20 protein-coding genes are annotated in these 24,079 nt (G+C 61.1%); 11 read left to right on the top strand and 9 right to left on the bottom strand.

Annotation, left to right across the window (positions count from 1 at the left end; translation table 11 throughout):
* Positions 1 to 10: 10 nt before the first annotated feature.
* Positions 11 to 277 carry a hypothetical protein gene (locus DX908_RS08165; RefSeq protein ID WP_116391863.1) on the bottom strand — a complete coding sequence of 89 codons (267 nt, stop codon included), beginning with the start codon at positions 275 to 277 and terminating at the stop codon, positions 11 to 13.
* Positions 278 to 389: 112 nt separating this feature from the next.
* Between DX908_RS08165 and DX908_RS08160 the strand changes: the two genes are divergently transcribed.
* Together DX908_RS08160 and DX908_RS08155 are read left to right on the top strand one after the other, a co-directional pair.
* Entirely contained in the window at positions 390 to 1,352 is a 963-nt protein-coding gene (locus DX908_RS08160; protein WP_116391862.1) for a LysR family transcriptional regulator, read from the top strand.
* Between the two features lie 15 nt (positions 1,353 to 1,367).
* Positions 1,368 to 2,057 (top strand): HAD family hydrolase, encoded by a 690-nt coding sequence (locus DX908_RS08155; RefSeq protein ID WP_116391861.1) that lies wholly within the window; start codon positions 1,368 to 1,370, stop codon positions 2,055 to 2,057.
* Positions 2,058 to 2,289: 232 nt separating this feature from the next.
* On the opposite strand, the gene DX908_RS08150 is transcribed toward DX908_RS08155, so the two are convergent.
* Together DX908_RS08150 and DX908_RS08145 are read right to left on the bottom strand one after the other, a co-directional pair.
* Positions 2,290 to 2,751, bottom strand: coding sequence for an MmcB family DNA repair protein (locus DX908_RS08150; protein ID WP_233508654.1), 462 nt, complete (start codon positions 2,749 to 2,751; stop codon positions 2,290 to 2,292).
* A 60-nt stretch (positions 2,752 to 2,811) separates the two neighbouring features.
* Complete coding sequence (locus DX908_RS08145; RefSeq protein ID WP_116391860.1) at positions 2,812 to 3,132, bottom strand: 2Fe-2S iron-sulfur cluster-binding protein; 321 nt, start codon at positions 3,130 to 3,132, stop codon at positions 2,812 to 2,814.
* Positions 3,133 to 3,250: 118 nt separating this feature from the next.
* Between DX908_RS08145 and tsaE the strand changes: the two genes are divergently transcribed.
* The 6 genes from tsaE (at position 3,251) to trxA (ending at position 12,438) form a co-directional block, all read left to right on the top strand.
* Positions 3,251 to 3,712, top strand: coding sequence for a tRNA (adenosine(37)-N6)-threonylcarbamoyltransferase complex ATPase subunit type 1 TsaE (gene tsaE / locus DX908_RS08140; protein WP_158548601.1), 462 nt, complete (start codon positions 3,251 to 3,253; stop codon positions 3,710 to 3,712).
* Positions 3,709 to 4,782: an aminoglycoside phosphotransferase family protein gene (locus DX908_RS08135; protein ID WP_116391858.1), complete on the top strand. Its 1,074-nt coding sequence runs from the start codon at positions 3,709 to 3,711 to the stop codon at positions 4,780 to 4,782. The genes tsaE and DX908_RS08135 overlap by 4 nt, the downstream gene beginning before the upstream one ends.
* Complete coding sequence (locus DX908_RS08130) at positions 4,779 to 5,483, top strand: nucleotidyltransferase family protein (protein ID WP_116391857.1); 705 nt, start codon at positions 4,779 to 4,781, stop codon at positions 5,481 to 5,483. Before DX908_RS08135 ends, DX908_RS08130 begins: the two co-directional genes overlap by 4 nt.
* The gene (locus DX908_RS08125) at positions 5,480 to 8,515 is read left to right on the top strand and encodes a PD-(D/E)XK nuclease family protein (RefSeq protein WP_158548599.1); all 3,036 of its coding nucleotides are present in this window, start codon (positions 5,480 to 5,482) and stop codon (positions 8,513 to 8,515) included. The genes DX908_RS08130 and DX908_RS08125 overlap by 4 nt, the downstream gene beginning before the upstream one ends.
* Complete coding sequence (gene addA, locus DX908_RS08120) at positions 8,505 to 12,011, top strand: double-strand break repair helicase AddA (RefSeq protein WP_158548598.1); 3,507 nt, start codon at positions 8,505 to 8,507, stop codon at positions 12,009 to 12,011. The genes DX908_RS08125 and addA overlap by 11 nt, the downstream gene beginning before the upstream one ends.
* A 103-nt stretch (positions 12,012 to 12,114) precedes the next feature.
* Entirely contained in the window at positions 12,115 to 12,438 is a 324-nt protein-coding gene (trxA, locus tag DX908_RS08115) for a thioredoxin (protein ID WP_116391854.1), read from the top strand.
* A gap of 4 nt (positions 12,439 to 12,442) precedes the next feature.
* On the opposite strand, the gene DX908_RS08110 is transcribed toward trxA, so the two are convergent.
* The 4 genes from DX908_RS08110 to hemC are packed head-to-tail and all read right to left on the bottom strand — an operon-like array spanning position 12,443 to position 17,683.
* Complete coding sequence (locus tag DX908_RS08110) at positions 12,443 to 14,074, bottom strand: heme biosynthesis HemY N-terminal domain-containing protein (RefSeq protein WP_116391853.1); 1,632 nt, start codon at positions 14,072 to 14,074, stop codon at positions 12,443 to 12,445.
* A 52-nt stretch (positions 14,075 to 14,126) separates the two neighbouring features.
* Positions 14,127 to 15,929, bottom strand: coding sequence for a COG4223 family protein (locus DX908_RS08105; protein ID WP_116391852.1), 1,803 nt, complete (start codon positions 15,927 to 15,929; stop codon positions 14,127 to 14,129).
* A gap of 54 nt (positions 15,930 to 15,983) precedes the next feature.
* A complete protein-coding gene (locus tag DX908_RS08100) occupies positions 15,984 to 16,685 on the bottom strand; it encodes a uroporphyrinogen-III synthase (protein ID WP_116391851.1) in 702 nt (233 codons plus the stop codon).
* Positions 16,682 to 17,683, bottom strand: a complete 1,002-nt coding sequence (gene hemC / locus DX908_RS08095; RefSeq protein WP_199564641.1) for a hydroxymethylbilane synthase — start codon at positions 17,681 to 17,683, stop codon at positions 16,682 to 16,684. The genes DX908_RS08100 and hemC overlap by 4 nt, the downstream gene beginning before the upstream one ends.
* 22 nt (positions 17,684 to 17,705) lie before the next feature.
* Here hemC and tsaD point away from each other — a divergent pair, with 22 nt between their 5' ends.
* A complete protein-coding gene (gene tsaD, locus DX908_RS08090; RefSeq protein WP_116393030.1) occupies positions 17,706 to 18,770 on the top strand; it encodes a tRNA (adenosine(37)-N6)-threonylcarbamoyltransferase complex transferase subunit TsaD in 1,065 nt (354 codons plus the stop codon).
* Positions 18,767 to 19,774: an NAD(P)H-dependent glycerol-3-phosphate dehydrogenase gene (locus DX908_RS08085; RefSeq protein WP_116391850.1), complete on the top strand. Its 1,008-nt coding sequence runs from the start codon at positions 18,767 to 18,769 to the stop codon at positions 19,772 to 19,774. The genes tsaD and DX908_RS08085 overlap by 4 nt, the downstream gene beginning before the upstream one ends.
* Positions 19,775 to 19,799: 25 nt before the next feature.
* Here the strand turns inward: DX908_RS08085 and DX908_RS08080 are convergent, their stop codons facing one another.
* Positions 19,800 to 20,147, bottom strand: a complete 348-nt coding sequence (locus tag DX908_RS08080) for a hypothetical protein (RefSeq protein WP_158548596.1) — start codon at positions 20,145 to 20,147, stop codon at positions 19,800 to 19,802.
* Between the two features lie 193 nt (positions 20,148 to 20,340).
* On the opposite strand from DX908_RS08080, the gene DX908_RS08075 reads away from it, so the two are divergent.
* Positions 20,341 to 21,516: an alkane 1-monooxygenase gene (locus tag DX908_RS08075; RefSeq protein WP_116391848.1), complete on the top strand. Its 1,176-nt coding sequence runs from the start codon at positions 20,341 to 20,343 to the stop codon at positions 21,514 to 21,516.
* On the opposite strand, the gene DX908_RS08070 is transcribed toward DX908_RS08075, so the two are convergent.
* Complete coding sequence (locus tag DX908_RS08070; protein ID WP_158548594.1) at positions 21,513 to 23,993, bottom strand: ATP-binding protein; 2,481 nt, start codon at positions 23,991 to 23,993, stop codon at positions 21,513 to 21,515. The two genes, DX908_RS08075 and DX908_RS08070, sit on opposite strands and share 4 nt — an antisense overlap.
* Positions 23,994 to 24,079 lie beyond the last annotated feature (86 nt).

Below are 24,079 nucleotides of genomic sequence, written 5' to 3'. Positions count from 1 at the left end.
CGGGAGCGGCTTATGCGTCCATGTCGAGTTCTTCGACTTCGCCCTTGCGGACCTTGCAAACGACGCTTTTCTTCTCGCCGTCAGCGGACACCATTTCGAATTTCAGTTTAGCAAGCGCGCCGCCACTTTTCCGTTTGAAGGAGAATTTGGCGTCAGGCGCTTCCTGGCTAAGTGCAGCCAGACACAGTTCCACCTCTTCCTGGGTGTTCGCATGGGCAGGGGCGCTGGCTGCAGCGATCAGAGCTGCGCCGGCAATGAGAGTGGAGCGAATGAACATGATGGTCCTCTTGAACTGGCGACCGATCCCGCGCCGGTCACCCTTGACCTAAGTGTGCAGTGCATATATCACAAATGCATAATAGTCATTTTCAATATACCAAATGTGAATTATGGACAGACGTCTTGAAGGCCTCGACCTGAATCTCTTGCTGGCGCTGCACTGGCTGCTGTCAGAGCGCAGCGTGACGGCGGCAGCAGCCCAGATTGGTCTTTCCCAGCCCGCGGCCTCACGGGCGCTTGCCAAGCTGCGGGATGCGTTCGGTGACCCGCTTCTGGTCAAGACCGGCGGCGAGATGATCCCGACCCCGCTAGGCGAGGAACTCCGGCCGGTCGTTGCCCATGCGATGGAGCAATGCCGTGAAGTCCTACGCGTGCCCGACCCGTTCGACCCCGTTCATGCAAAGGGCCGCTTTCGGATCGCGTGTACGGATGATGTCGGCGCACTGATCGCCAAATTATGGGAAGAGGTGATCCGGTCGGAAGCACCAGGGTTGAGCCTTGATCTCTCAAGCCCCAGCCTTGAATCGGCGCGCGAGCTGGCGACGGGCAAGCTCGACCTTTGTTTCCTGCCCGAGGCGCCGGTACTCGACCTGCCGCCGACCATCCGTATTGAAGACTTCGTCATCCGGCCCGTTGCGCGGCACAACTTCGTCAGTGCCGTGAGGGCAAACCATCCATTGGCGGGCCACCCGCTGACGCTGGAAGAGTTCCTGTCTCTTGATCATGTGCTCGTTGCGCCTGCAGGAAAGGCCGAAGGGTTCACTGATCGGGCGCTGACAGAGCGGGGCTATCACCGGAACATCGCTTACACGACATCTTCGTTCCTGCTTGCCTTGCCAATCGTGATGCATACGGATTGTGTTCTGACCGGCCCGCAGCTTCTGATGGGACTGATGCCGAAGAACCTTTATATTTTCGAGCCGCCCGTGAAGGTGCCGTCTTTTGACCTCGTCATCGCCTGGCACCCCAACTGGACACAGAACTCCCGCCACCGTTTCGTGCGGGATCGCCTGCACGACGCGATGAGCCGTATTCAAGCGGATCCAAGCAGGCTAGCGGAAGAGCTGGCGTAAGGCTAAGGGCGCGCCATGCTTTTTGCTGCAATCCTTTTTGACTGTGATGGTGTGCTCGTCGACAGCGAAATCGTCGGGCTTGAAGATGTTGCCGTCTTTCTCAATGAGCGTGGATTTGATTGGGGGCCGGAGGATCTGATCCGACGGTTCAATGGGATGCGCGCCGACCTATTCAGAACGGCGCTGCAGGATGAATATGGCGCTGTTCTCGGCCGGATGCCGTCGGAGGCGGAATTCACCAGTCTCTGGGACGGGATGATTGAGACGCGGCGGGCACAGCGACATACCATGACAATTGTGCCCGGTGCTCTGGACGTTGTGCAAACGGCGCGTGAGTTGGGCTACAGAATGGCAGTCGCCTCCTCATCTGCGCAGATCTATCTTGATGACAAGGTCAACCGTTACGGTCTGGCGCCTTATTTTGACGGGCATGTCTATTCGGCGGATTTCGTCGAGCATGGAAAGCCCGCACCAGATATCTTTCTTTATGCGGCCGAACAGCTTGGCGTGGATCCGGCCTCATGTCTCATTATCGAGGATAGCGCGCATGGTGTTGCCGCCGGAAAGGCCGCAGGCGGAACAGTCTGGGGGTTCCTCGGTGGCGGGCATTGCCTTGAGGATCATGCGGATCAGCTGCAAGAAGCGGGTGCGGATCGTTTGATCGAGACGCATTCTGAGCTGGCCATAGCCCTCCGTATGCTGTGAGAATATCACAATTTCTGGGGGAAAACTCTTTCTGCGTAACCGTCCCAATTGTGTTAAGTTTTTGTGAACGAATGACGGACCTGCCCAACATACCCGTCATTCGATGTCAGGAATGGTACTGCCCTCATTCCTGATACCCCAGAGGGCGGGGCGGCAAGCATGCGACCATCCACCTATATGGGGGTGCGGACGCGGCCAGATTTCAAAGGTGGCCTGCTTTGCCGCTCCCCCTTTATTCCTCGGAAAATCCTGCGAAGGCGGCTTGGCGGGCAAAGCGCAATGTCACGGCCTTGCGCCGCGCGCCGCTCAGCTTGCGATCTTGAGAGGGGCGGATGATGTCTCCGCCAAACCCGTCCGCGATAATCAGGCCCTCGTCTGTGGGGAGCAGCTCGCGCGGGAATTCCTCATCGACCGCGAAATAAAACCGGTCGGCCCAGTCGAGATAATCCGGCCATTTATTGTCGACCTCAAAGTCGGCGCGGCAGGATTTGATCTCGATAAGGGTGAGGGTGCCTTTCGGGCAGATGCCCATCAGGTCGGCGCGCCGACCATTGGCCAGCCGCATCTCGGCCAGGACTGCACAGCCCATATGGCGTAGCAGCCGCGCAACCCCGCGGGTCAGCTTCGCGGTGACTTCGGGGCGCAGCCCGGCCTCTGAAAAGCCGGGCGGAATATCGGTGAGGCTGTCGTCCACAAAGGGAACAAAGCATGAAAATGAGGCGCGGAGTCAAGCCGCAAGATGAAGCCGGTCAGCTCAGCCCTGGAATTCCGGCAGCCGGACGGACAGCCCGTCGAGCGCTTCCTCGACCGTGATCTGGCAGGAGAGGCGCGAGTTTTCCTGCCGCTCGGAGGCAAAATCGAGCATCGATTCCTCCATCGGCGAAGGTTCACCGGTTTTCGCCCGAAAGGCCTCATCGACATAGACATGGCAGGTCGCGCAGGCGCAGGCGCCGCCGCAATCGGCATCGATGCCCGGCACGTTGTTCTTCACGGCCGCTTCCATGACGGTCAGGCCCGGCGCGGCCTCGACATCATGCGTGGTGCCGTCATGTTCGATATAGGTCAGCTTTACCATGGGCGGGGTCTTTCCGGGATCGGGATCTGGTGAACGATCCGCCCCTTAGCCTCTTAGGGGAAAGAAGCTCAAGTCTTGCGGGTTCGCGGCGGGCCCCCACATGGCTATACTGTTTCTCGTGACACTTCTCATGACGCTCCGAGCAGGGAGCGAATCAGACACGGATCGGATCGGCAGGCAGCTCGCCGCGCTTTTGCGCGCGGGCGATACCGTCTTCCTGTCCGGCGCATTGGGTATGGGCAAGACCGTGCTGGCCCGCGGCCTGATCCGCGCGCTGGCGGGGGAGGAGATCGAGGTGCCGAGCCCGACTTTCGCCCTGATCCAGCAATATGCGACGACGCCCCCGGTCACCCATGCCGATCTTTATCGGCTGGAAGATCCCGAAGAGGTGATGGAGCTGGGGCTGGATGAGGCAGCAGAGGCTGGCATCCTGATTGTCGAATGGGCCGAACATGGCGAGGGCTATCTGCCCGGCGGGGCGCTAACCGTCACGGCGAGAGAAGAGCCGGGCGCGAGGGTTTGGGAGCTGGCCGGCGATGAAGACTGGGCTGCGCGCCTTTCGGAAAAGGACTTTGTATGAGTGGTGATGAGATGGCGAACCGGGAGGCAGCGCGCGCAGCCTTCCTTGAGCGGACGGGGTGGGCAGGCACACCGCCCCAGCCGCTGACGGCCGATGCCTCAACCCGCCGTTATTTCCGCCTTTCGGGTGGGGAAAGCCCAGCCTTGCTGATGGATGCGCCGCCGGGTGCCGAGACCGCTGCCTGCCCGCCCGATGCGGATGAATCCGCACGGCGCGAGCTTGGCTATAACGCCATGGCGCGGCTCGCGGGTCCCCGGCTTGAGGCCTTTACGTCGCTTGCGGATTACTTGCGCGAGGTGGGTGTGCGCACGCCGCGCATATTTGCCGATGACCCGGTGGGCGGATTTGCCGTCATTGAGGACTTTGGCGACCGCCTGCTGGTCCATGCGATCGAGGCAGGCGAAGATGAAGGTGCGCTCTATGCTGCGGCGCTGGAGGCTATTCGTCCGCTAAGGGAGAATAGGATCGCGCCGGGGCAGGTCTCAAACTGGGCGCTGCAGACCTATGACCGGGTGGCCTATGAGGCCGAGGCCATGCTGCTGCCGGAATGGTATGCGCCGCATCGCGGGGCCGAGCTGTCGGGCGATGCCATCGAGGCCTATCGCGCCATGTGGCATGCCCTTCTCGAACGGCTGAGCGAGCCGCGTGCCCTGACATTGCGGGATTTCCATGCCGAGAACATCCTTGTGCCCGAAGACGGCCCGCTTGCCGTGATCGATTTTCAGGACGCGCTGATTGGTCAGCCTGCATACGATGTTGTCTCCCTGCTCGAGGATGCCCGGCGGGATGTCGATACCGGCCTTGCCAGAGAGCTGCACGATGATGTGGCGGCGGGCGATGTAGGCTTCATCCGCGATTATGCTATCCTTGCTGCCCAGCGGAACGCCAAGATCCTCGGCATTTTCGCGCGGCTCACCCGGCGCGACGGCAAGCCGAAATATGACGGCCTCTTGCCGCGTGTCGAGGCGCATTTCCGTCGCGATCTTGATCGCCCGGATGCCGCCGCCATTCGTCCGTGGTTTGAGCAATATATGCCCTCGCTCCTTTCTGATTTCGGGGGTGCGTCATGATCGACACCGCCATGGTGCTGGCCGCGGGCCTCGGCACCCGCTTTCGTGAGGTCTCTGGCGATCTGCCAAAGCCGCTGGTGCCGGTCGCGGGCAAGCCGCTGATCGACTGGTCTCTAGACCTTCTCTCGGCAGGCGGGGTGACGCGCGCCGTGGTCAATGTTCATTATAAGGCCGATAAGATGGAAGCCCATCTGGCAGAAATCACATTGCCCGAGATCATCGTCTCCGATGAGCGTGAGCAATTGATGGAAACCGGCGGCGGGCTCATCAAGGCATCCTCCTTGCTGGGTGAGGAGCCGGTCTTCTGTACCAATACGGATGCCATCCTGCCGCATGAAAATGGCGGACCGGTCAAGAAGTTGCGTGAAGCGTGGAGCGATGAGGAAATGGATGCACTTCTCCTGCTCGTCCCCGTCGCGATGACCTCCGGCTATGACGGACATGGCGATTTTCATCTCGATGCGGAGGGGAAGCTCTCCTGGGATGGCGATAGCGAGAAATACGTTTTCACCGGACTGCAGATCATTCATCCCCGCCTTTGGGCAGGGGAGGAGCCTGCGCCCAAATCCACACGCGTCTTCTGGGAGCGCGCCATGGAGAATGGGCGGCTCTTCGGCCTTATTCATGACGGACGATGGATGCATGTCGGGGATCCGGCGGGCTATCACGCGGCAACAGAACTTCTCGGGGAGGGGGTGTGAAGGCCCCGGCCTTTCTCTCGGCGCATCTTGCGCGATCCCCTGCGGTCGCGACCATTCCGGCAGGGGCCGATTTCCTGCGCGAGCTGATCGCGCCGATTGTTGAGGCGTATAAGGATGACCCGATCGGGTTGTCTCGCCTGACACTCTTCCTGCCGAACCGCCGCGCGATCCGGACGGCGGCTCAGCTTTTCGGTGACCTCGGCGAAGGGGAGGTGACTCTCCTGCCGCGTCTGCGTGCATTAGGTGATCTTGATGAGGAAGACCTCATTATTTCAGGCCAACCCCCGGCGGCGGCACTGGAGCTGAAACCGTCAGCGGACCCCGTGACCCGCCGCCTCCAGCTTGCGCATCTGGTGCGAGCCAAGGAGATTGCGCAGGATCGGGGCGCGGACTGGCCCAGCGCGATCCGCACAGGCGAACTGCTCGGGCGCTTTCTCGATGGTCTGCACCGGGATGATGTGCATTATTCGCAGCTTGAGACATTCTCCTCCGGCGACCTTGAGGGCGATGTCGCAAAACACTGGGCGGAACAGCTCGATTTCCTGTCGATCCTCGGGTCTGCTTGGCCGCAGATCCTTGAGGCGCAAGGTTGGATGGAAGGCGCGGAGCGCCGGACGGCGATCCTCAATGAGCTTGGGGAAGTGCTGCTTTATGCGCCGCAGGATCCGGTGATCGTGGCGGGCTCTCTGGGCACAGTAAAAGCCACAAGCCGATTCATGGCGCGCGTTGCGATGAGTGAAGCAGGCGTCGTCATCCTGCCGGGTTTCGAGCCGGAGATGGACGCAGAAGCGTGGGAAGCAATCGAAGCGCCCCATCCGCAGGCAATTTTCCGTGACTGGCTGAAAAATGATTTGGATGACTTGCCACGCAGTGAAGTTCTGCCGTGGGCGGAGGGAGAAGATTCGCTCCAGCCCCGACGTGCCTTTCTGAGCCTTGCCCTGCGGCCCGCCAATGCGACCGATAGCTGGTATGACGGCTTTGCCGCTTTGCAAGATGCCGGAGAGCTGCGTGCCGCCTGTGAGGGGCTTCGCCTGCTGGCCGCTGAGAGCCCCGATGAAGAGGCCGCGCTGATCAGTCTGTTATTGCGTGAGGCGCTGGATGTGCCGTACCGGACGGCCATGCTGATGACGCCGGACCGGGATCTGGCGCGGCGGGTCTGCGCAAAGCTCCGGGCATGGAGCATTGATGTTGACGACACAGGCGGCACGCCCCTTGGCGGTACATTCCGGGGGACATTCATGCGCGCTGTGGCGGCGTGGCTCGGTGATTCGTCAAGTGGTGCGGCTCTCATGCAGATCCTCAATCATGAGCTCTGCCAATGGGGGCAGGATCTCGATACGGCGCGGCAGGCGGCCCGGCGGATCGATCTGGAGCTGCGCGGCGTGAAATATCCGTGCTGGGCGGATCTCATCTCGGGTCTTAGTCCCGTGCTTGGGGAGAAGCTGCCCGCAGCGTTGCCGCTGCTCGATCTTCTGTCTGGCCATCTCGACCAGTTTGTGGGGGCCGGCTCGCTGGCCGAGCAGATATCCGTGATGACCGATCTGGCCGAAAGACTTTCTGCAACGGATACGGAGGAAGGGGTCACCCGCCTATGGCGCTATGAGGATGGCGAGCTGTTATCGGGCACGATTGATGGCCTTCTGACCTCTCCGGTCTTACCGCAAGATCCAGCGGGGACAAATTATGCCGATCTTTTCGAGGCCTTGCTCGGCAGCGCTGTCGTCCGCCGCGTCGGGGTCGGTCACCCAAGGCTGTTTGTTTACGGACTGGTTGAGGCGCGGCTACAGACAGCGGATCTCACCATTCTTGCGGGGCTGAATGAAGGCGTCTGGCCTGATGCAGCGCCAGAGGATCCCTTCCTGTCGCGGCAGATGCGGGTCTCGCTCGGTCTTGCGGCACCTGAACAGTCGATCGGCCGGGCGGCGCATGACTTTGAACAGCACGCGGCCCGGCCCGATGTCGTGCTCAGCCGGTCCATGCGGCAGGGGCGCTCTCCGGCTAGTGCCTCACGCTGGTGGGTACGGATTGAAAGCTTTCTTCGGGCTGGCGGCCTGCAAAAGGATGTCGATATCACCGACAGCCTGCGTGCGCTTCGGGCGATCCGGGAGGCGCCGCCGGCGTCTGAGATCGCACACGCCCCGCCGCCTGAGCCGGTGCCGCCAAAATCAGCGATGCCGCCGGAGCTGAGTGTCACCGCCATCGGCCGGTTGATGCGTGATCCTTATGCGATCTATGCGCGGCAAGTGCTGAAGCTCAAACATCTGCAGCCGCTCGACATGCCGGTCGGATATGCCGAGCGCGGCAATGTCTATCACGACCTTTTCCAGGCATTGGGAGAGGAGCCCGGCGTTTGGGAAGCGCGGGGTGAGGATCTGCTTGTTGAAGTCTTCAGGAAATACCGCATTCCGATGGATTACCTTGTCTTCTGGCGGCGCGATACGGCAAGGGCGCTCGCGAACTGGCAGGTGCTTCAGGAAAGTCTTGCCTCGGAGCTTTCAGAGAGCTGGTTCGAAAAGACGGGCCTCTGGACATTGAACCTGCCCTCCGGCGAGATGCGCCTGAATGGCCGCGCCGACCGGATTGATCGGCGTCAGGATGGCCTGCTGAGTATCATCGACTACAAAACCGGTGTGCCGCCAACGATGCGGCAGGACCTCGCCTTTGATCCGCAATTGAGCATTCTGGCTCTGATGGCGCGCGCAGGAGCGTTCGAGAAATTCGAAGCGTCAGGCACCCACCGGATTGCCTATCTGCCGATCCTGAAGGAGCTCGATGCGCCGATCTTCGGCGACCTCAAGGCTGACGGCAGAGATTATAAGGGCGAGCTTTGGGGGCAGGATCTGGCCGACCATATTGAGGAAGTGGACCGCCGCCTGAGGGAATTGCTCGAGGCCATGCTCTCCGGAGAACGGCCATTCCGTTCACAGATCTATCCCAAGAAAGCTGCTGATACAGGAGATTATGATCTGCTCGCCCGGCGCGGGGAATGGGCGGTGCGTGGTGATGACGGGGGTGCGGAAAATGGCGATTGACCGCTCAACCGATGATTTCCGCCGCACGGAGGAAATCCAGACCAGCGTTTCTGATCCTCAGCTTTCCGCCTGGGTCTCGGCCAATGCAGGGTCGGGCAAGACCCATGTCTTGACGAACCGGGTGATCCGTCTGCTGATGGGCGACGGGGTGGAGCTGAAAGGCGCCAATCCGGCCTCGATCCTGTGCATCACCTATACAAAAGCCGCCGCCGCAGAGATGCAGGCGCGGCTCTTCCGCACGCTCGGTGAATGGGCGTTGATGAGTGATGAGGCGTTGGCTGCCGCACTGGCGGCCCGGCTCGGGCCGGATGTGGAGGCACCTGACCTCAGTGAGGTAAGGCGGCTTTTTGCCCGGGCTCTCGATGCGCCAGGCGGATTGCGGATACAGACGATCCACGCATTTTGTGAAAGCCTGCTCAGCCGGTTCCCACTTGAGGCGGGGCTGCTGCCGGGTTTCTCCGTTCTGGAAGAGGCGGAGACAGAAGACCTCTGCCAGCGAATCGCCAGCGACTTTGCTAATGGTGTCGAGCATGCCGAATGGCGCGAGGATTTCCTCGCTCTGCTCGACCATTTCGGCAATGTCGCGCAGGTCATGGAGATGCTCAGCCATCGGAGGGAGCATGAAGAGCCCGATGAGACTATCATCCTCTCGCGTCTCGGGCTGAAGCTGGGGGCGGATGAAGCCTCAATCGCGGCGGACGCTTTGCGCAGTGCCAGTCCGGCCTATCTGTCCGACCTTGAGCAGGCGCATGATGAGTTCGTCCATGAATATGGTGACAAGCCGAGGCAGAAATTCGATCTGCAGTCGGCTATGGCGCGGAAGATCAAAGGCGCGTCACCTGAGGAGTTGCCGGCTCTGTTCTATGAGGCGATTGCCGCCTGGCTGACGGCGAAAAAGGAAATGCCCGCCGAGCGAACCTGTGGCGGCAATGAATTTGTTCGCGCAAGGGTGCGAGATTATAAGGCGCATACGCTCGAATTCTGTGAGCGTCTGAGTAACGCCCATGCGCAATGCGAAGGTCTCAAGATCCTCAAGCTCAACGCTTCTCTCATCCGAATGCGGAGAGAATATGAGAAACGCTACAAGGCTTTCAAAGAGGCGCGGGGCGCGCTCGATTTCGATGATCTGATCGAGCATTCGGCGCATCTGGTAGAAACCCATCATGATGACTGGATCCGCTTCAAGCTTGATCAGGGGATTTCGCATCTCCTGCTTGATGAGGCGCAGGATACGGGCGCGCGGCAATGGGCGGTGATCAACTCACTGCGGGACGGGTTCTGGGATCGTGAACCAGGCGCCCATCCGCGCACGGCCTTTGTGGTCGGTGACAAGAAGCAGTCGATTTATTCCTTTCAGGGCGCGGATGCGCGTCTGTTTGAAAAGGAGAAATCCCGCATGGGGGAGGCGACGGGCGAGCATCCTTTCGAGGAGCAAACGCTGTTTCTCTCCTTCCGGTCTGCCCGGACAGTTCTCGACACGGTCGATGCCATGTTCGAGGGTGATGCCGGAAGTGGTCTTTATGAGGATGAAAGGGAGCTGCACGCCCCGGCCAAACCTGACCTTGCCGGACAGGTCGAGTTATGGCCGCTCTTCCGCAAGCCCGAGCGCGAAGACCCCGACCTCTGGGTGCTGCCCGTCGATGCCGAAGGCCCACAACATCCCAACCGGGCGCTGGCCGAGGCCATCGCGTCGGATATCGAGGATTATGTCCGCACGGGAGTGGTGACCGATAAGGAAGGGCATGCAAGGCGTCCGACCTATGGGGATATCATGATCCTCTGCCAGCGGCGGACAGGCGTGTTCCCCGAGATCGTTCGTACACTGGCGCTCAAAGGCATTCCGAATGGCGGCACGGACCGGGTCAAGCTGCTCGAAGATGTCGCGGTACAGGATCTCAGCGCTGCCTTGCGTTTTGCTGTCAATCACGAAGACGATCTGTCGCTGGCCGAAATACTGAAATCTCCTTTTGGGCGGTTTACGGAGGATGAGCTTTTCAGCCTGGCCTATGACCGGAAGGGCCGTCTGTGGACGGCATTGCTCTCGGCGCGTGATGAAACGCCGCTGGGCAAGAAGGCCGCTGATATCGTGGCGCGGATCAGCGCGGCTGAGGAAGCGGGCCGCCGGTTCGGCTCCTTTGCCTTTCTGTCGGTCCTGCTCGAAGAGGGCGCACCGACGGGCCGCTATCTATTGCGGCAACGCCTAGGCGATGCCTCCGATGATGCCCTCGATGAGATCATGAATGAGGCGCTTGAGTTTGATGTCAGAAATCCGCGAACGCTAAATGGGTTCCTTGCGCATCTTCAGGGCCTGACGAGCGACATCAAGAAGGAATTCGGTGACGAAGCCGATATGGTTCGTATCATGACGGTGCATGGCGCAAAGGGGCTTGAGGCGCCCGCCGTTTATCTGGCCGATGCGAATTTCAAGCCCGGCGCGCGGTATGAGGACATCCCTCTGCTCAAAGATGATGACGAAGACGGCGTCTTTATCCGCCTGCCCAGCGGGGTGACGCATCCGGCGGCGGAAGCGGGCAAGGACTATCTCAAATCCCGGGAGATGCAGGAATACCGCCGCAAGCTCTATGTTGCCGCGACACGCGCGGAACAGCGGCTGGTTATCTGCGGGACGGAAGCCGGACGGCGGAACGAGAAGACAACACCTGACGAGGCGGCGGCTGCAAAGCCGCCCATGGAAGCGTCCTGGTACGGATTGGCGTGTCAGGCGTTTGACCGGATAGAGGGGATAGAAGAGCGGGCTTGCGGTTGGCGCGAAGACCTGCCGGTCAGGCTGCGGCGGGGCGGGAAGCCCGCTCTCCTGAAAGAAAAGGCCGGCACGAACAGGACGGAAGATGCTGTGACCGCGCCGGACTGGCTGTTTGCGGCGGTGCCGCCGGAAACATCGCCTACGGTCTATTTTCCTTCCTCGCTCGATGAAGAAGATGACGGGCCGGTTTATCCGCCCCGCCGGGGCGCAGCGGCGCAAGGGGGACCTTCCCCGCGTGCGCGCGGGCTGGTCATTCACCAATTGCTCGAAATCCTGCCCGCTCTGCCGCCCGGGGCGTGGGAGGGGGCGGCGGACCGGCTACTGACCCTTCATGCCGCCGAGGAAACAGATGAAACGCGCACCGCATGGCGGGATGAGGTGCTGGCGGTCCTGCGCGATCCGGCCTTTGGCGATGTCTTCGGTCCTGACGGGCAGACGGAGGTCGCGCTGCGCGGCCAGCTTGGGGGCCGGGACTATGCGGGGCAGGTCGACCGGCTGCTGGTGTCGGACGGCAAGGTGCTGGTCGTCGATTACAAGACGATGCGCCCGCCGCCCGCGACGCCAGAGGCGGCCCCGCATGGGATCCTGCGGCAGATGGCAATTTACCGGGCGCTGCTCGTGCGGCTCTTCCCTGCGCATCAGGTCGAGGCCGCGATCCTCTGGACATATACGCCGCAGCTGATGCCGCTCAGCCCAGAATTGCTGGACCGGACCCTAGAATCCATCGGATGATAGGGGCTTGCGGTCTGGCCCCGAAGGCCTACCTCGTGCAAGTCTGGTATTTGAAGGATCGCGGGCCCTCATGTGACCGCCCCGATCATGAATAGGAGTGATCATGGCTACGGTAAAAGTGTCGGATGCGACGTTCGAGGAAGAGGTCCTGAAGAATGACGGCCTCGTGCTGGTCGATTTCTGGGCGACGTGGTGCGGCCCGTGTAAACAGATCGGCCCGGCGCTCGAGGAAATCTCCGAAGAGCTCGAAGGCAAGCTGACGGTCGCGAAGGTCGATATCGACGAGAACCCGTCCGTGATGATGCAATATGGCGTGCGCAGCGTGCCGACGCTGATGCTGTTCAAGGGCGGCGAGCCGGTCGCCACCAAGCTCGGCGCCGATGCCAAGGGCAATATCGTCAAATGGGTGCAGGACGCCGCCGCGTAACGGCTCAGGCGCCTTCTTTGGCCTTGTCTTCTTCGTCCGCCGGGGGATCGCCTTCGGCGGACGTTTTTGTTCCTGCGTCCGTGTCTTGACCGGCTGAGGCTGCTGGTTCGTCCGTCTCCGGCGTATCTGTGCCGCTATCTGGAGAGAGGGAGGCCGCGTCATCGACAGCCTGCTGGTCGTCGATAGGATCAGGCTCGGTTTCAGGTTCAGCTTCCGGCGTTGTCTCGGATTCGGTGACCTCGGCATCGACGATGGCGGCGGGCGCCTCGTCTTCGATCGCTGTTTCGGTGATGACGGGCGGCGCGAGCAGCAGGCGGACTTCCTCGACCGTCAGGCTGGTGCGCAGCTCTTCAAGCGGCGGCGGTGCCATGCGGCCATGGTCGCCATATTCGCGGATCAGCCGCTTCCAGCCATCCGTGGTGAAATGAAAATCGCCATCTGCGCCGGGCACGGGGTCAAGCGGAGAGGCGGCGGCCCGGTCCTGCCACACGCTCGCGGCGGCATCGCCATAAAGGTGACGGATCGCGGTTGCCATGGCGGAGAATGTCCGGGCACGGGGGTTCCGGGTAAGCAGCGGCTCCAGCCTTTCGCGGGCAGCGGCGTGATCGCTACGCGCGTTTTCCTGCTCGGCGATCAGGAGCTGACTTTCATCCGCTTCCGGTTTATTCTCAGCGAGCTTCGTCAGGCGCTCGGCCCGGCGCTCTAGCGTTTCATCCTTATAAAGATCGGCCATGGTCTTGGCGATCGCGGGGTGCGGGGCAATGGCCCAGGCTTCATCAAGGATCTTGGCGGCCTTGGAGCGGCGACCTGCATTCCCTTCAAGGCGCGCGGCAAGGACAGCGGCAGGCGCAAAGCCGGGGGCTTTCTTGAGAGCCTCATTGGCTTCGCGGCGGGCGGTGTCTGCCTCGCCGCCGGCCTCGGCGCCATAGGCCATGGCGGTGAGGAGCGCGGCTTCACGTCGTTTAGCGGGCTCACCGCCTTCATGGCCATGCTGCTGCGCCTTGATCAGGATATCGCGGGCATCACCCCACGCGCCGCGATCAAGATGCAGGGTGTAGACGGATTGATAAGCCCATTCCGTGCCGGGGCGCAGGCGGAAGGCGCGCTCGGCATATTCACGGGCTTCCTTGCGGTCGCCCTGTTTCATGGCCTGAAGATAAAGCCCGCGAAGCCCGAGAAATTCGGTTTCAGGCGCTTCGAGCATCGCGGCAAAGCTCTGCTCGGCGGTGACTTCATCGCCTGCAAGCTGTGCCGCCTGCGCGGTCAGGAGGCGGGTGAGGCCAGCCTCGTCCTTGAGCTGACGACTGGCCATTTTCGCATGGCGCTGGGCGTCGGTTGCATCGCCAGCAGCGACAGCTTCAAGGCCGCGGGTCAGTGCGGTCAGGCCTTTCACGCGGCGGCGGTCTCTATGCTGGCGGGCAATCGCCTTTGGCATCCGCAATACACCGTAGAGGAACAGTGTCGCTGCAACGATGACCATGGCGCAAGCCGAGAGCAGCATGATGACGGCCCAGGACGGCGCATTGAAGACAATGTCGCCGAAATACATGACCGTCTCGCCCTCAACATTGATCAGGAGTGTCGCCCCGAGAGTGAGGGCGAACACGATGGCGATAAAGATCACGATGCGTATCATCTAGCGGGGCTGCTCCCTGGCAATGATGCGGGTTCTGGCTTCAAGTCTAGACCTATCCGGCCCGGGCCGTCACGGCCCGTTCCATGGCTTCGATCCGGCGCTCGGCATCGACCTTGGCCGCGGCTTTTTCGATCCAGTCAGCAAAGGCGTCGTGCGCAAGGCCATCCAGATTGCCAAGCTCTTCGACGGCGCCGTTAAGGTCGCCATTCTGCATCCGGGATTCGGCGCGAGCGATGATGGCCGAGGGCGTATCACCTTCGACTTCGCCGACCTTCCGTACCGTGAAGAGCCCGGTCAGATTAGCGCCAAGGCGGGAGAAGGGGCCATCCGCCTCTTCACGCTTGGCGCCGGAAAGTGCCTGCCGCGCGGCAAGGGCGTAGCTGGTGCGAAGCGTCTGATCCGTCGGTAGGCCTGTGGCAGCATGGGTGCGGAGCGGGCTCAGTGACCGTGCATTGGGCGCAATGCGCTCGACATTCTCAAGTTGTTTGAGGAAGGGCGAGCCGGACTGGACGCTGTCATGCAGATCGGAGAGGGCAATCAGCAGCGTTCCCTGACGGGCTGCCGTCAGATCATTCGTCTCTAGTGTGTCGATCTTGCGGGTGAGGGCAGCAAGGCGCTCATCGGCGAGGCGCTGCTGTTCGGTCAGCTCTGTGCGCAGGGCACGGACTTCCTGTTCGGTTTGCTGGATCTTCTGGTCGATAACCTGCTCAGTCTCGGCGAGGACATCCGCACGGACATCTGATTTGAGCTCCTCAAGATCCGGGGCCGGCTGCGTCGGTGCAGGTGTCACGGCCGCCACAACGGGCGCCTCTTTCACTTCCTCAACTTCAGCGACCTCATCAGCAGCGTTTTCGCTGTCGATTTCATTGAGGGTGACGACGGCGGCGTTGATTTCTTCTGTCAGCGAACTGGCCGCATGGGAGATGTCTTCGGGAAGCTCTTCTTCCTCGATCTCGGCGACTTGCGTTTCTTCTGTATCCTCAATTTCTTCCGTGATCGGCGCTTCGTCACGGCCTTCGCGGCGGGCGCGGTTGCGTTCAGCGGCCCGGGCGATCAGTGCGGAACGGCGCGCGGCCGTCTCTTCGCTGCTTGCATTGTCGTCTGCTTCCTCGCCTTGCGTCATGGCGGCGACCATGGCGCTCGCGGCGCTTTCATTTTCTTCTTCCTGCGTGGTGGGCTCTTCGGCCTCATCTTCCTCGCTGGATGCGATCACTTCTTCCTCAGGCGCGGTGTCCGGCTCTTCTTCTTCCTCGGAAGCTGCAGCCACGATGGTGTTTTCCGTACCGGAACTATCGTCCGTTTCCTCGGTCGCGGGCTCATCTTCCGTGACGGCGGCGACGGGCGCTTCGTCCGCTACGGCATGGCCGTCCGTATCAGGTGCAACATCTTCAGAAACCTGCGTGCGATTGATCGGAGTAGCAGCGACTGGTTGAGCCGCGGCGACGCGCTCGACTTTCGCAGGTTCCACGCTCTCATCATCGTGATTGAGGAAGTAGACAAGCGCGGCAACGACAACCAGCGCGCCAACGATAATGGCAAAAGGCGCAGCCAGGCCGCCGCCTTTCGGCGTGTTCTCATTGGCCGGCTCTGCGGCGGCCAATTCTTCTTCTGGTGCCTCGTCAGACGCATCTTCTTCAGATGCGTTAGCGACCATGGTGTCTGGGTCTTCGGCGGCGACGAATTCGTCCGTCTCTTCGTCCGCTGTCGTCTCACTCACGATTTCCGCATCGACCGCGTCGGTATTGTCCGTCGACAGCTCGCGCGGCGCGTCACCTTCATCGGCGATTTCGGGGGTGTCCGGCGAAGACTCGGTCTCAGGGGTCTCGTCGTCGCGGGGTGGATCCTGCGGGGCCATGGTCTCTCTCCGGTGCACACACGATACAAGGCGGGCATTGTCTCCCGCCTTGGCTTATGTGCGTCGCAAACGAGCAGTGTCAACGAAGGCAGAGAGCTCCGGACGTTCTGCAACATGAACGCTTCGAAAGCCTGAAGATTTGCCAATTTCGGCAACGGCCGGGCTGAGACAAATGGCATCAAGAGCGGTCAGGCGGGGCGTGAGACCCTCTGCCTCCACGAGGTCTAGAAAGAGCTTCATGCTCCGCGGGGAGAAAATCCCGACGGCATGTACCTCTCTCTCCAGCGCTGCTTTGAGGTTGGGGGGCAGTTTTGGGGCCGCAACAGCTTCGTAGAGCGGCAGACTGACTGTGGAATGACCAGCTTCGCCCAAGCGGTCGCAAAGATTGCCGATCGCCTGCTGGCCCCGGACATGGAGGATCGAGCGGCCCGCCGCCTCCGCATCCAGTAGAATGAAAAGCGCCTCGACATCGCCGCTTGCGATGCCTTCGATGGGCAGGCCGAGTTCGGCGGCGCTGTTTGCCGTGGCATCCCCGACCGCAAAGACGGGGAGGGCAGGGCCGCCTGCTGAGACCCATGCCCGGACCCCATTCGCGGAGGTGAAAGCGAGAAGCGCATTCTCCGGGATCTTGGGCAGGGCCTTATCGGCAAAGCTTATGTTCATCAGGGGCGCAGCCTCCGCCTCAATGCCTTCGGCGCGGAGGGCATCGACGGTCCGTTCTGCGTCCGGTGCAGGGCGGGTGATGAAAATCGTCATGAAGCGCCGAAGATGCGGGTGAGCTGGTCCCCCGCCTCCTCGATCAGATGGCGGGCAAGGCTTTCCCCGATCAGGCCGGCGGCATGAAGTACGCCGGGGGCGGAGCGATCCTGTGCGGGTAGTTCGCGATAACCGCCAAAATGCGAGGTGCCATCAGGCATCAGGATTTCGGCACGCAAACTCAGCTCGCCTTCCTTGAGGGTCGCAAGGGCAGCCAGCGGCGTGCGGCAGGAGGCGTCGAGCTTCTTCACAAGCGCGCGCTCAGCGGCGCTGGCCAGTGCCGTGTCCTGACAATTGATACGGGCACAGAGTTCCAGCGCGGCGTCATTATCGGCGCGCGCCTGAATGCAGAGAATGCCCTGGCCCGGCGCGGGCAGCATGATGTCCGGCGACAGGGGCGTGCGGGTGACATCATCCCGGCCCAGACGTTTAAGGCCTGCCTCGGCAAGGAAGGTGGCGTCCGCCTCGCCACGCGCGAGCTTATCGAGCCGTGTACCGACATTCCCCCTCATGGGAGCGAGTGTCACGTCTGGGCGCAGCCGGGAGAGCTGGGCACGCCGCCGGATCGAGCTGGTGCCGATACGGGCGCCTTCGGGCAGCGCGTCAAAGGTGAGCCCGCCGGGGCTGACCAGCGCATCTCTGTAATCTTCGCGGGCGGGGACCGCGGCAAGGATGAGGCCATCCGGCATCTCGGCCGGCATGTCCTTCATTGAATGGACCGCAATATCCGCTTCGCCTGACAGAAGTGCGTCCTCGACCTCCTTGGTGAAGAGGCCTTTGCCGCCGATTTCAGAGAGGCTGGGGGCGAGCAATTTGTCCCCGGTGCTGACGTAAGTCTTGAGCGGGAAGGCCGCCTCGCGGTCTTCGGGCGCGATACCGGCGGCCTCGCCTAGCAGGTCGCGGACGAGTTCGGCCTGTCTGACGGCCAGAGGAGATTGGCGTGAAGCGATCGCGAGGGGCTTGAAGGACATGATGGCGATGACTAGGCCGGTCGCCATGACCGCGCAAGCGACCGCGCCCCTGACCGTTCTGGGAATTGAGACCAGCTGCGATGATACCGCAGCGGCGGTGTTGCGCGTGGGCGACGGGGTGGAGATCCTGTCATCGAAGGTGACGAGCCAAGTCGCCGAACATGCCGATTTCGGCGGGGTGGTGCCAGAGATTGCGGCAAGGGCCCATGCGGTGCGCCTGCCCGATCTTGCGGCGGCGGCGCTGGCGGAAGCGGGCGTGGCGCCGGCGGCGCTCGACCTGATTGCGGCGACGGCGGGGCCGGGCCTGATCGGCGGGGTCATGTCGGGCTTCACCTTCGCCAAGGGATTGTCGCTCGCCGCCGGGGTGCCCCTGATGCCGGTCAACCATCTGGCGGGGCATGCGCTGTCGGTTGAGCTGTCCGGGCACGTTCCTTTTCCTTATTTGTTGCTGCTCGTCTCGGGCGGGCATACCCAGCTTCTCGTCGTGGAAGATGCGGTGACCTTTCGGCGGCTGGGAACGACAATCGATGATGCGGCAGGCGAAGCCTTTGACAAGACTGCTAAGCTGCTCGGGCTTGATGGCGCAGGCGGACCGGCGATCGAGAAACTGGCAGTTAATGGTGATGCGGCGCGGTATGACATGCCGCGGCCATTGCTTGGCCGTCCGGGGTGTGACTTTTCTTTCTCCGGCATGAAGACGGCTATTCGTCAGCATGTGGAAGAAGCCGTTATCGCGCTTGATGCGGCCGATATTGCCGCCTCTTTTCAGGCGGCGGCCGTGGCGCATCTGATCTCGCGTACCGCGCGGGCGATAGAGATGGCGGGCGAGGCCCGGCATCTGGTGGCCGCTGGCGGTGTGGCCGCCAATACGCTCCTGCGGTCTGAGCTGGAGACGCTGGCGACGAGCGAAGGCTGGCAGCTAGTCGTGCCGCCACTTAAATTCTGTACGGACAATGCGGCGATGATCGCGCTGGCCGGAGCGAGGCAGTATCTGCATCTGGGGCCGGAGGCGATAAGCGGTGTCATGCGGCTGGCACCACGTGCCCGCTGGCCACTTGATGAGCGGGAAGCGGATGTGACCCTCGGCTCGGGCCGGAAAGGACGAAAAGCATGACGGCGAAACCCTATGAGCATTGCTTCGTCGCCGGGGCCGGGGCGTGGGGCACGGCGCTCGCGGCTCTCCTGGCGGGTGCGGGGCGTAAGGTAACGCTCTGGACACGGAATGATGCTGTGGCGGCGCAGATCAATGATGCGCGTGAGAACAAAGATTACCTAGCCGGTATCCCCCTACCCGAAGGCATCACGGCAGTGACCGATCATGGCGCGCTTGCTGGGGCCGACGCGATGCTCTGCGTGATCCCGGCCCAGCATATCCGCGCGCAGCTCCCGGCCTTCCGTGAGGCGGCACCGGACAACGCGTTGCCGCTGGCGCTCTGTTCGAAAGGGATCGAGCAGTCGACCGGCCGAGCCGTTCATCAGGTTGTCGAGGAGATCTGGCCCGAGGCGGGCGCGGGCGTTCTTTCCGGGCCGAGCTTTGCGCATGATGTGGCGCGCGGCCTGCCCGCGGCGGTGACTTTCGCGGACAAGGACAAAGCGCGGGGCGAGCGCTGGCTCGTCACGCTCGCGACGCCGACCTTCCGACCTTATCTCAGCGACGACGTGATCGGCGCGGAGCTTGGCGGGGCGATCAAGAATGTGCTCGCGATTGCCTGCGGCATGGTCGAGGGGGCGGGGCTCGGAAATTCTGCGCGGGCGGCACTGATGGCGCGGGGCTTTGCCGAAACCGTCCGCTTTGCCGTGGCAAAAGGCGCCCGGCCTGAAACGCTCAACGGGCTTTCAGGTCTGGGCGACATCATCCTGACCTGCTCCTCGCAGCAGTCTCGGAATTTCTCCCTTGGGTATGAGATCGGTCAGGGCCGGGCAGTCGCCGATATTCTCAAAGAACGCCGCACGGTCGCGGAAGGGGCGGCAACCGCCCCGATCCTCGTGCGGCTGGCAAAAGAAGCCGGGGTCGAAATGCCGATCGCCGAAGGGGTGGCAACCCTCATCGAGGGCCACAAGCCATTGTCGTCCGTGGTTGAGGAACTCCTCACCCGACCATTGAAATCAGAGAATTAGGAATACGGCGTCTGCGAGCCGGGCCTTAGTGGCCCTGGCTGGCTGCCCGAGCCTGCGCCATGTAATTCCGGCAGCTCTTGCGGCCCGGTGTGCCCGTCATGCCGTTCGACCAGCCATAGGTCCACGCCTGCGCACCGCCATGGCCAAGCCGGGATTCACAGGCTTGGAAACCGCCGCGGTAGAGATCGCTCGAAATATCAGAATATTTAGCGCCGAAGGCATATGCCTGCTCATAGCAGGTGCAAGTGTCAGCGTCGGTGTTGCCGGAGAAGCGAACGTCAAAGCTGCCAATATCGGGCTCTGCGATCACAAAGGGCTGAGAAGGCCCGCTCGTCCGCGCATCGCTTCGGAGCACAACCACGGCGACTGCCATGATGATTGCGGCGAGCAAAATACCTGCAAAAATGCTTTCCGTGCGTCCCATCGACTCTTCACCCCACCAACGCGTTCTTGAGACATTAACCGCTGCGCCCGGATTCTCCAAGTGTTAAGAAATGCCAAATGTTGTTCTACGCGCCGCCGCTGCATGTAAGGACAATAGGGCTCGGGAGAGGGGCCGATAAGCGATGACAAAAAGCGCAGCAGAATCATTAACCTTAAAGAAATCGGATACAAAACGATATCTGTGGATTATCGGCTATAGCGTAGTCACTTTGACCCCGATCTGGGCGATTCTGGCCTGGATAGCGCTCGATCACGCGCTCTGGACTGCGCTTTTGCCGCTCTGTGTTGTCTATCTCGTGGTGCCGCTGCTCGATGCGCTGGTCGGGGTCGACAACACGAATCCTGGCGAGCGTGTCCTCAAAGCCATGGCTGAAGACAGATTCTACATGGCGGCCGTCCATGCGGTGATCCCGGTCGGCTATCTGGCATTCATTGCCGCCATGATTTTTGTTGTGACGCAGGGCCTGCCCTTCTGGGCGCAGCTAGCTTTCGTGCTCGGCACAGGGACGCTGAACGGCTCGATGATCACGATCGGACATGAGCTGGGGCACAAGACCGACAGGCTCAATCGTTTGATGGCGAAGCTCGCGCTGGGCGCGGTCGGCTATGGACATTTCAGCGCTGAACATAACCTCGGGCATCACAAGAATGTCTCGACGCCCGAGGACTGCGCCTCCGGCCGGTTCGGCGAGAATATCTATGCCTTTGCGATGCGTGAGTTGCCCGGCGCCCTGCGTGGCGGCTGGGCGATCGAGAAAAAACGTCTGGAAAAGAGAGGCCATGGCATCTGGTCATGGCGGAATGAGATCTTGCAGGCCGATGCGATCACGATTGTGGTGGCGCTGGCGCTTGTTCTTGCGCTCGGGATTGCCGCCCTGCCATGGATTATCCTGCACCATTTCGTTGCGTGGTTCGCGCTGACGCTGGTCAACTATATCGAGCATTACGGATTGCTCCGTCAGCGGAACGAATCTGGCCGGTATGAGCCCTGCGCCCCGCGGCATAGCTGGAATGCCAATCACATCGTCTCAAACATAATGCAGTTTCATTTGCAGCGGCATTCGGATCATCATGCCCATCCCGCACGGCCCTATCAGGTGCTGCGGCATTTCGAGGGGCTCCCTCAACTGCCGACGGGATATCCGGGCTGTATGCTGATGGCGATGATCCCGCCGCTCTGGTTCCGGGTGATGGACCCGAAAGTCATGGAATGGGCCGGAGGTGAACTCTCGAAGGTCAACCTGCATGAGCCGGCTCGGGCGCGGCTTGAGGCAAAATGGGCGGCAGGCGCTGCTTAAGCGGCGCTGCTTTTGCGAGCTTTCAGGGCCAGCTCGCTGATCAGGGCGTCGGCCAGCAACGGGGCTGAAATCGGCTTGGTCATCCCGCGGTTTACACCAGCAGCAAGATGCTCTTTGAGCTGATCATCCATGGCGTCTGCCGTCACTGAAATGATGGGGATCGGTCCCCGGCCATTCTCGGCCTCTTCGGCGCGGATGCGCTTGGTGGCCTCCAAACCGTCCATGACTGGCATCTGCATATCCATCAGGATCGCTTCATAATCGCCATCGCGCCAAGCGGAGACAGCTTCTGCGCCATTGCCGACGAATGTCAGATTGAGGCCATAGGGCTTCATGAGAATGCGCAGCACCATGCAATTGGTTTCATTGTCTTCGGCGACAAGGATGTCTGTCCCCTGAAGAAGGGTGCGTGCGATCTGATCATTCTCGTCAGATACGGATTGTGTCGGGAGAGTTGATTTGGCTGAATCATTCGCCAATTCAGCAGAAACCCTGATGGTAAAAGTGGAACCCTCGCCTTGCTTGCTCGCCACTTCGACGCTGCCGCCCATCATTTCGCAAAGCTGGCGGACGATCGCGAGGCCAAGGCCTGTACCTCCAAAACGCCGGGTTGTCGTGTTGTCTTCTTGGCGGAAGGAATCAAAAATATAGGGCAGCGCGTCAGCTGAAATGCCCGGGCCCGTATCACTGACACTGATTTCCAGCATGTCATTTTCATGCTGTGCACTGATGGATATGCTGCCTTCGGCGGTGAATTTCACGGCATTCGAGACGAGATTATTGACGATCTGACGAATGCGCGTCGGGTCCACCAAGAAACTTTCACGCGCGCTGTCATCAATGTTGAGCGTCAGCTCCAATCCTTTTTCTTCAGCTGTCACCTTGTGGGTGTGAAGAACGGTTTCGAGCATCTCCTCTGCCTCGGTTGGCATGATCTCCAGAGAGACAGCGCCCGCCTCGATCTTCGAGAGATCAAGGATGTCATTGAGGATCGTCAGGAGCGAGTTACCTGCGTTCTTGAGAATACCAAGAATCTGAGCCTGATCGGTCTCAAGTTTGGTGCGTGAGAGAGCATCCGCCATGCCTATGACGCCATTCATCGGGGTGCGGATTTCATGGCTCATCGTCGCGAGGAAGCGTGACTTTGCTTCATTGGCGAGCTCGGCGTTGTTTTTGGCGGCTTCAAGCTCTGCTGTGCGCTCGGAGACGCGCGTCTCGAGCGTATCGACGAGCGCCCTGAAGCGGGCGTCCCGGTCAGCAAAGGCGCCGGCAAGTTGGCCGATTTCATCATCCCGGTCGAGAAGTGCCTGTGCATCTTCGCAACATTTCATTTCGTCAGTTGTTGCTTCGCGGGTCAACATGTTCAGGGGGGTAAGAACATTCCGACTAATGAGGATATGTAGGGCAATGACGAGGCCCGCTGTGCCTAGAAATGCAATGAAACCGGTTATCGCAGCGGAGCGGGTGGCCGTGCCCGTAATGGCAGCGTGGGGGACCATAATGGCGAAGGTCCATTCAGGGCCATGGATCGGCGCATGGGCGATGAAGCTGCCGGACTCCTTGTGATAGAAAATTCTCTCCCGCTGGAAGGCGCCAGGCGAGGCCTGAAAGTTCAGTTGGCTTTCGATATCCGCAGGCTGGGCGGGGTTTTCCTCGCGATGAAGCTCGGGGTGCGACATCACATTTAGGTCGCGGTCGAGCAGAATCGGCGTGCCGGTATTCATGACCGGTCTGACTGCTTCCTTCAGCCAACCGTTCAACGACAGACTGACACCGAACGCACCTACATATTCTCCATTCTGATCAACGGGAAGTTGGCAGCCTGAAGTCAGTGTCTTGCCTGTTTGGTCGTAGACGATTGGAGTCAACGGCGTGCATGTCATGACCCGATCCGGATTGTTCTCAGGTAATGAGTTTTTGGCAAAACGCTGCCCTTGGAAATCGAAGTCCGCCGGTGCGTTCGCTCGATAAAACATGAGCCGGTCTTCGCGGTCTGGGGCGAACATGATCAGCGCATTATCGGGTGTGAAAAACCACAGATTGTCGATGCCGAGACCCGCGGAAGGGCCGAGGCGACTGATCGTATGATAGGCTGCAACCAGACGTTTTTTATCGTCTAACGTATCATCAGCACCATTGGCTATAAATGCGCCCACGCCATAGACGTGCACGCCGTAATTTGTATTAAAGCCGTCAAAGAGATCTGGGCGAGAGCGTCGCGTCCCATCTTCCTTCTCAGGGTAAATGTGATTGAAGAATCCGACCGTCGCCGATTCTTCCATATGAGGCAGTCCACTGAGAAAAAGATTTCTAGCTTGTAATTCTAAAGTCCTTACTCGGTCGAAAAGAACTTGGTGGCTTGCTGCGCGCTCAACTGTAGATTGTTCGAGCTCGCCTAATAGGTGATCCCGGGTCGACATATATGTCCAGCCAAAGCTGACTGCCGTCGTCAGCGCAATGACGAGCAGCGACCACATCAATGTGTGATCGCCAATCTTCTTACGGAGCGACTTGGCGGGCCGAGGATGAGACGCTGAAACCATGACAACGGTTTACCAGCAGC

This window comes from Parvularcula marina (assembly GCF_003399445.1).
In the GTDB taxonomy this organism is placed as follows: Bacteria; Pseudomonadota; Alphaproteobacteria; order Caulobacterales; family Parvularculaceae; genus Parvularcula; species Parvularcula marina.
The sequence above is the reverse complement of the archived record's forward strand: the minus strand, read 5'-3'. Positions and strand labels throughout refer to the sequence as shown.

What these genes read in the sequence shown, in the direction of transcription:
- DX908_RS08165 (WP_116391863.1), bottom strand. Translation starts at nt 277, where the DNA reads ATGTTCATTCGCTCCACTCTCATTGCCGGCGCAGCTCTGATCGCTGCA.
- DX908_RS08160 (WP_116391862.1), top strand. Translation starts at nt 390, where the DNA reads ATGGACAGACGTCTTGAAGGCCTCGACCTGAATCTCTTGCTGGCGCTG.
- DX908_RS08155 (WP_116391861.1), top strand. Translation starts at nt 1,368, where the DNA reads ATGCTTTTTGCTGCAATCCTTTTTGACTGTGATGGTGTGCTCGTCGAC.
- DX908_RS08145 (WP_116391860.1), bottom strand. Translation starts at nt 3,132, where the DNA reads ATGGTAAAGCTGACCTATATCGAACATGACGGCACCACGCATGATGTC.
- DX908_RS08135 (WP_116391858.1), top strand. Translation starts at nt 3,709, where the DNA reads ATGAGTGGTGATGAGATGGCGAACCGGGAGGCAGCGCGCGCAGCCTTC.
- DX908_RS08130 (WP_116391857.1), top strand. Translation starts at nt 4,779, where the DNA reads ATGATCGACACCGCCATGGTGCTGGCCGCGGGCCTCGGCACCCGCTTT.
- addA (WP_158548598.1), top strand. Translation starts at nt 8,505, where the DNA reads ATGGCGATTGACCGCTCAACCGATGATTTCCGCCGCACGGAGGAAATC.
- trxA (WP_116391854.1), top strand. Translation starts at nt 12,115, where the DNA reads ATGGCTACGGTAAAAGTGTCGGATGCGACGTTCGAGGAAGAGGTCCTG.
- DX908_RS08110 (WP_116391853.1), bottom strand. Translation starts at nt 14,074, where the DNA reads ATGATACGCATCGTGATCTTTATCGCCATCGTGTTCGCCCTCACTCTC.
- DX908_RS08105 (WP_116391852.1), bottom strand. Translation starts at nt 15,929, where the DNA reads ATGGCCCCGCAGGATCCACCCCGCGACGACGAGACCCCTGAGACCGAG.
- DX908_RS08100 (WP_116391851.1), bottom strand. Translation starts at nt 16,685, where the DNA reads ATGACGATTTTCATCACCCGCCCTGCACCGGACGCAGAACGGACCGTC.
- hemC (WP_199564641.1), bottom strand. Translation starts at nt 17,683, where the DNA reads ATGGCGACCGGCCTAGTCATCGCCATCATGTCCTTCAAGCCCCTCGCG.
- DX908_RS08085 (WP_116391850.1), top strand. Translation starts at nt 18,767, where the DNA reads ATGACGGCGAAACCCTATGAGCATTGCTTCGTCGCCGGGGCCGGGGCG.
- DX908_RS08080 (WP_158548596.1), bottom strand. Translation starts at nt 20,147, where the DNA reads ATGGCAGTCGCCGTGGTTGTGCTCCGAAGCGATGCGCGGACGAGCGGG.
- DX908_RS08075 (WP_116391848.1), top strand. Translation starts at nt 20,341, where the DNA reads ATGACAAAAAGCGCAGCAGAATCATTAACCTTAAAGAAATCGGATACA.
- DX908_RS08070 (WP_158548594.1), bottom strand. Translation starts at nt 23,993, where the DNA reads ATGTGGTCGCTGCTCGTCATTGCGCTGACGACGGCAGTCAGCTTTGGC.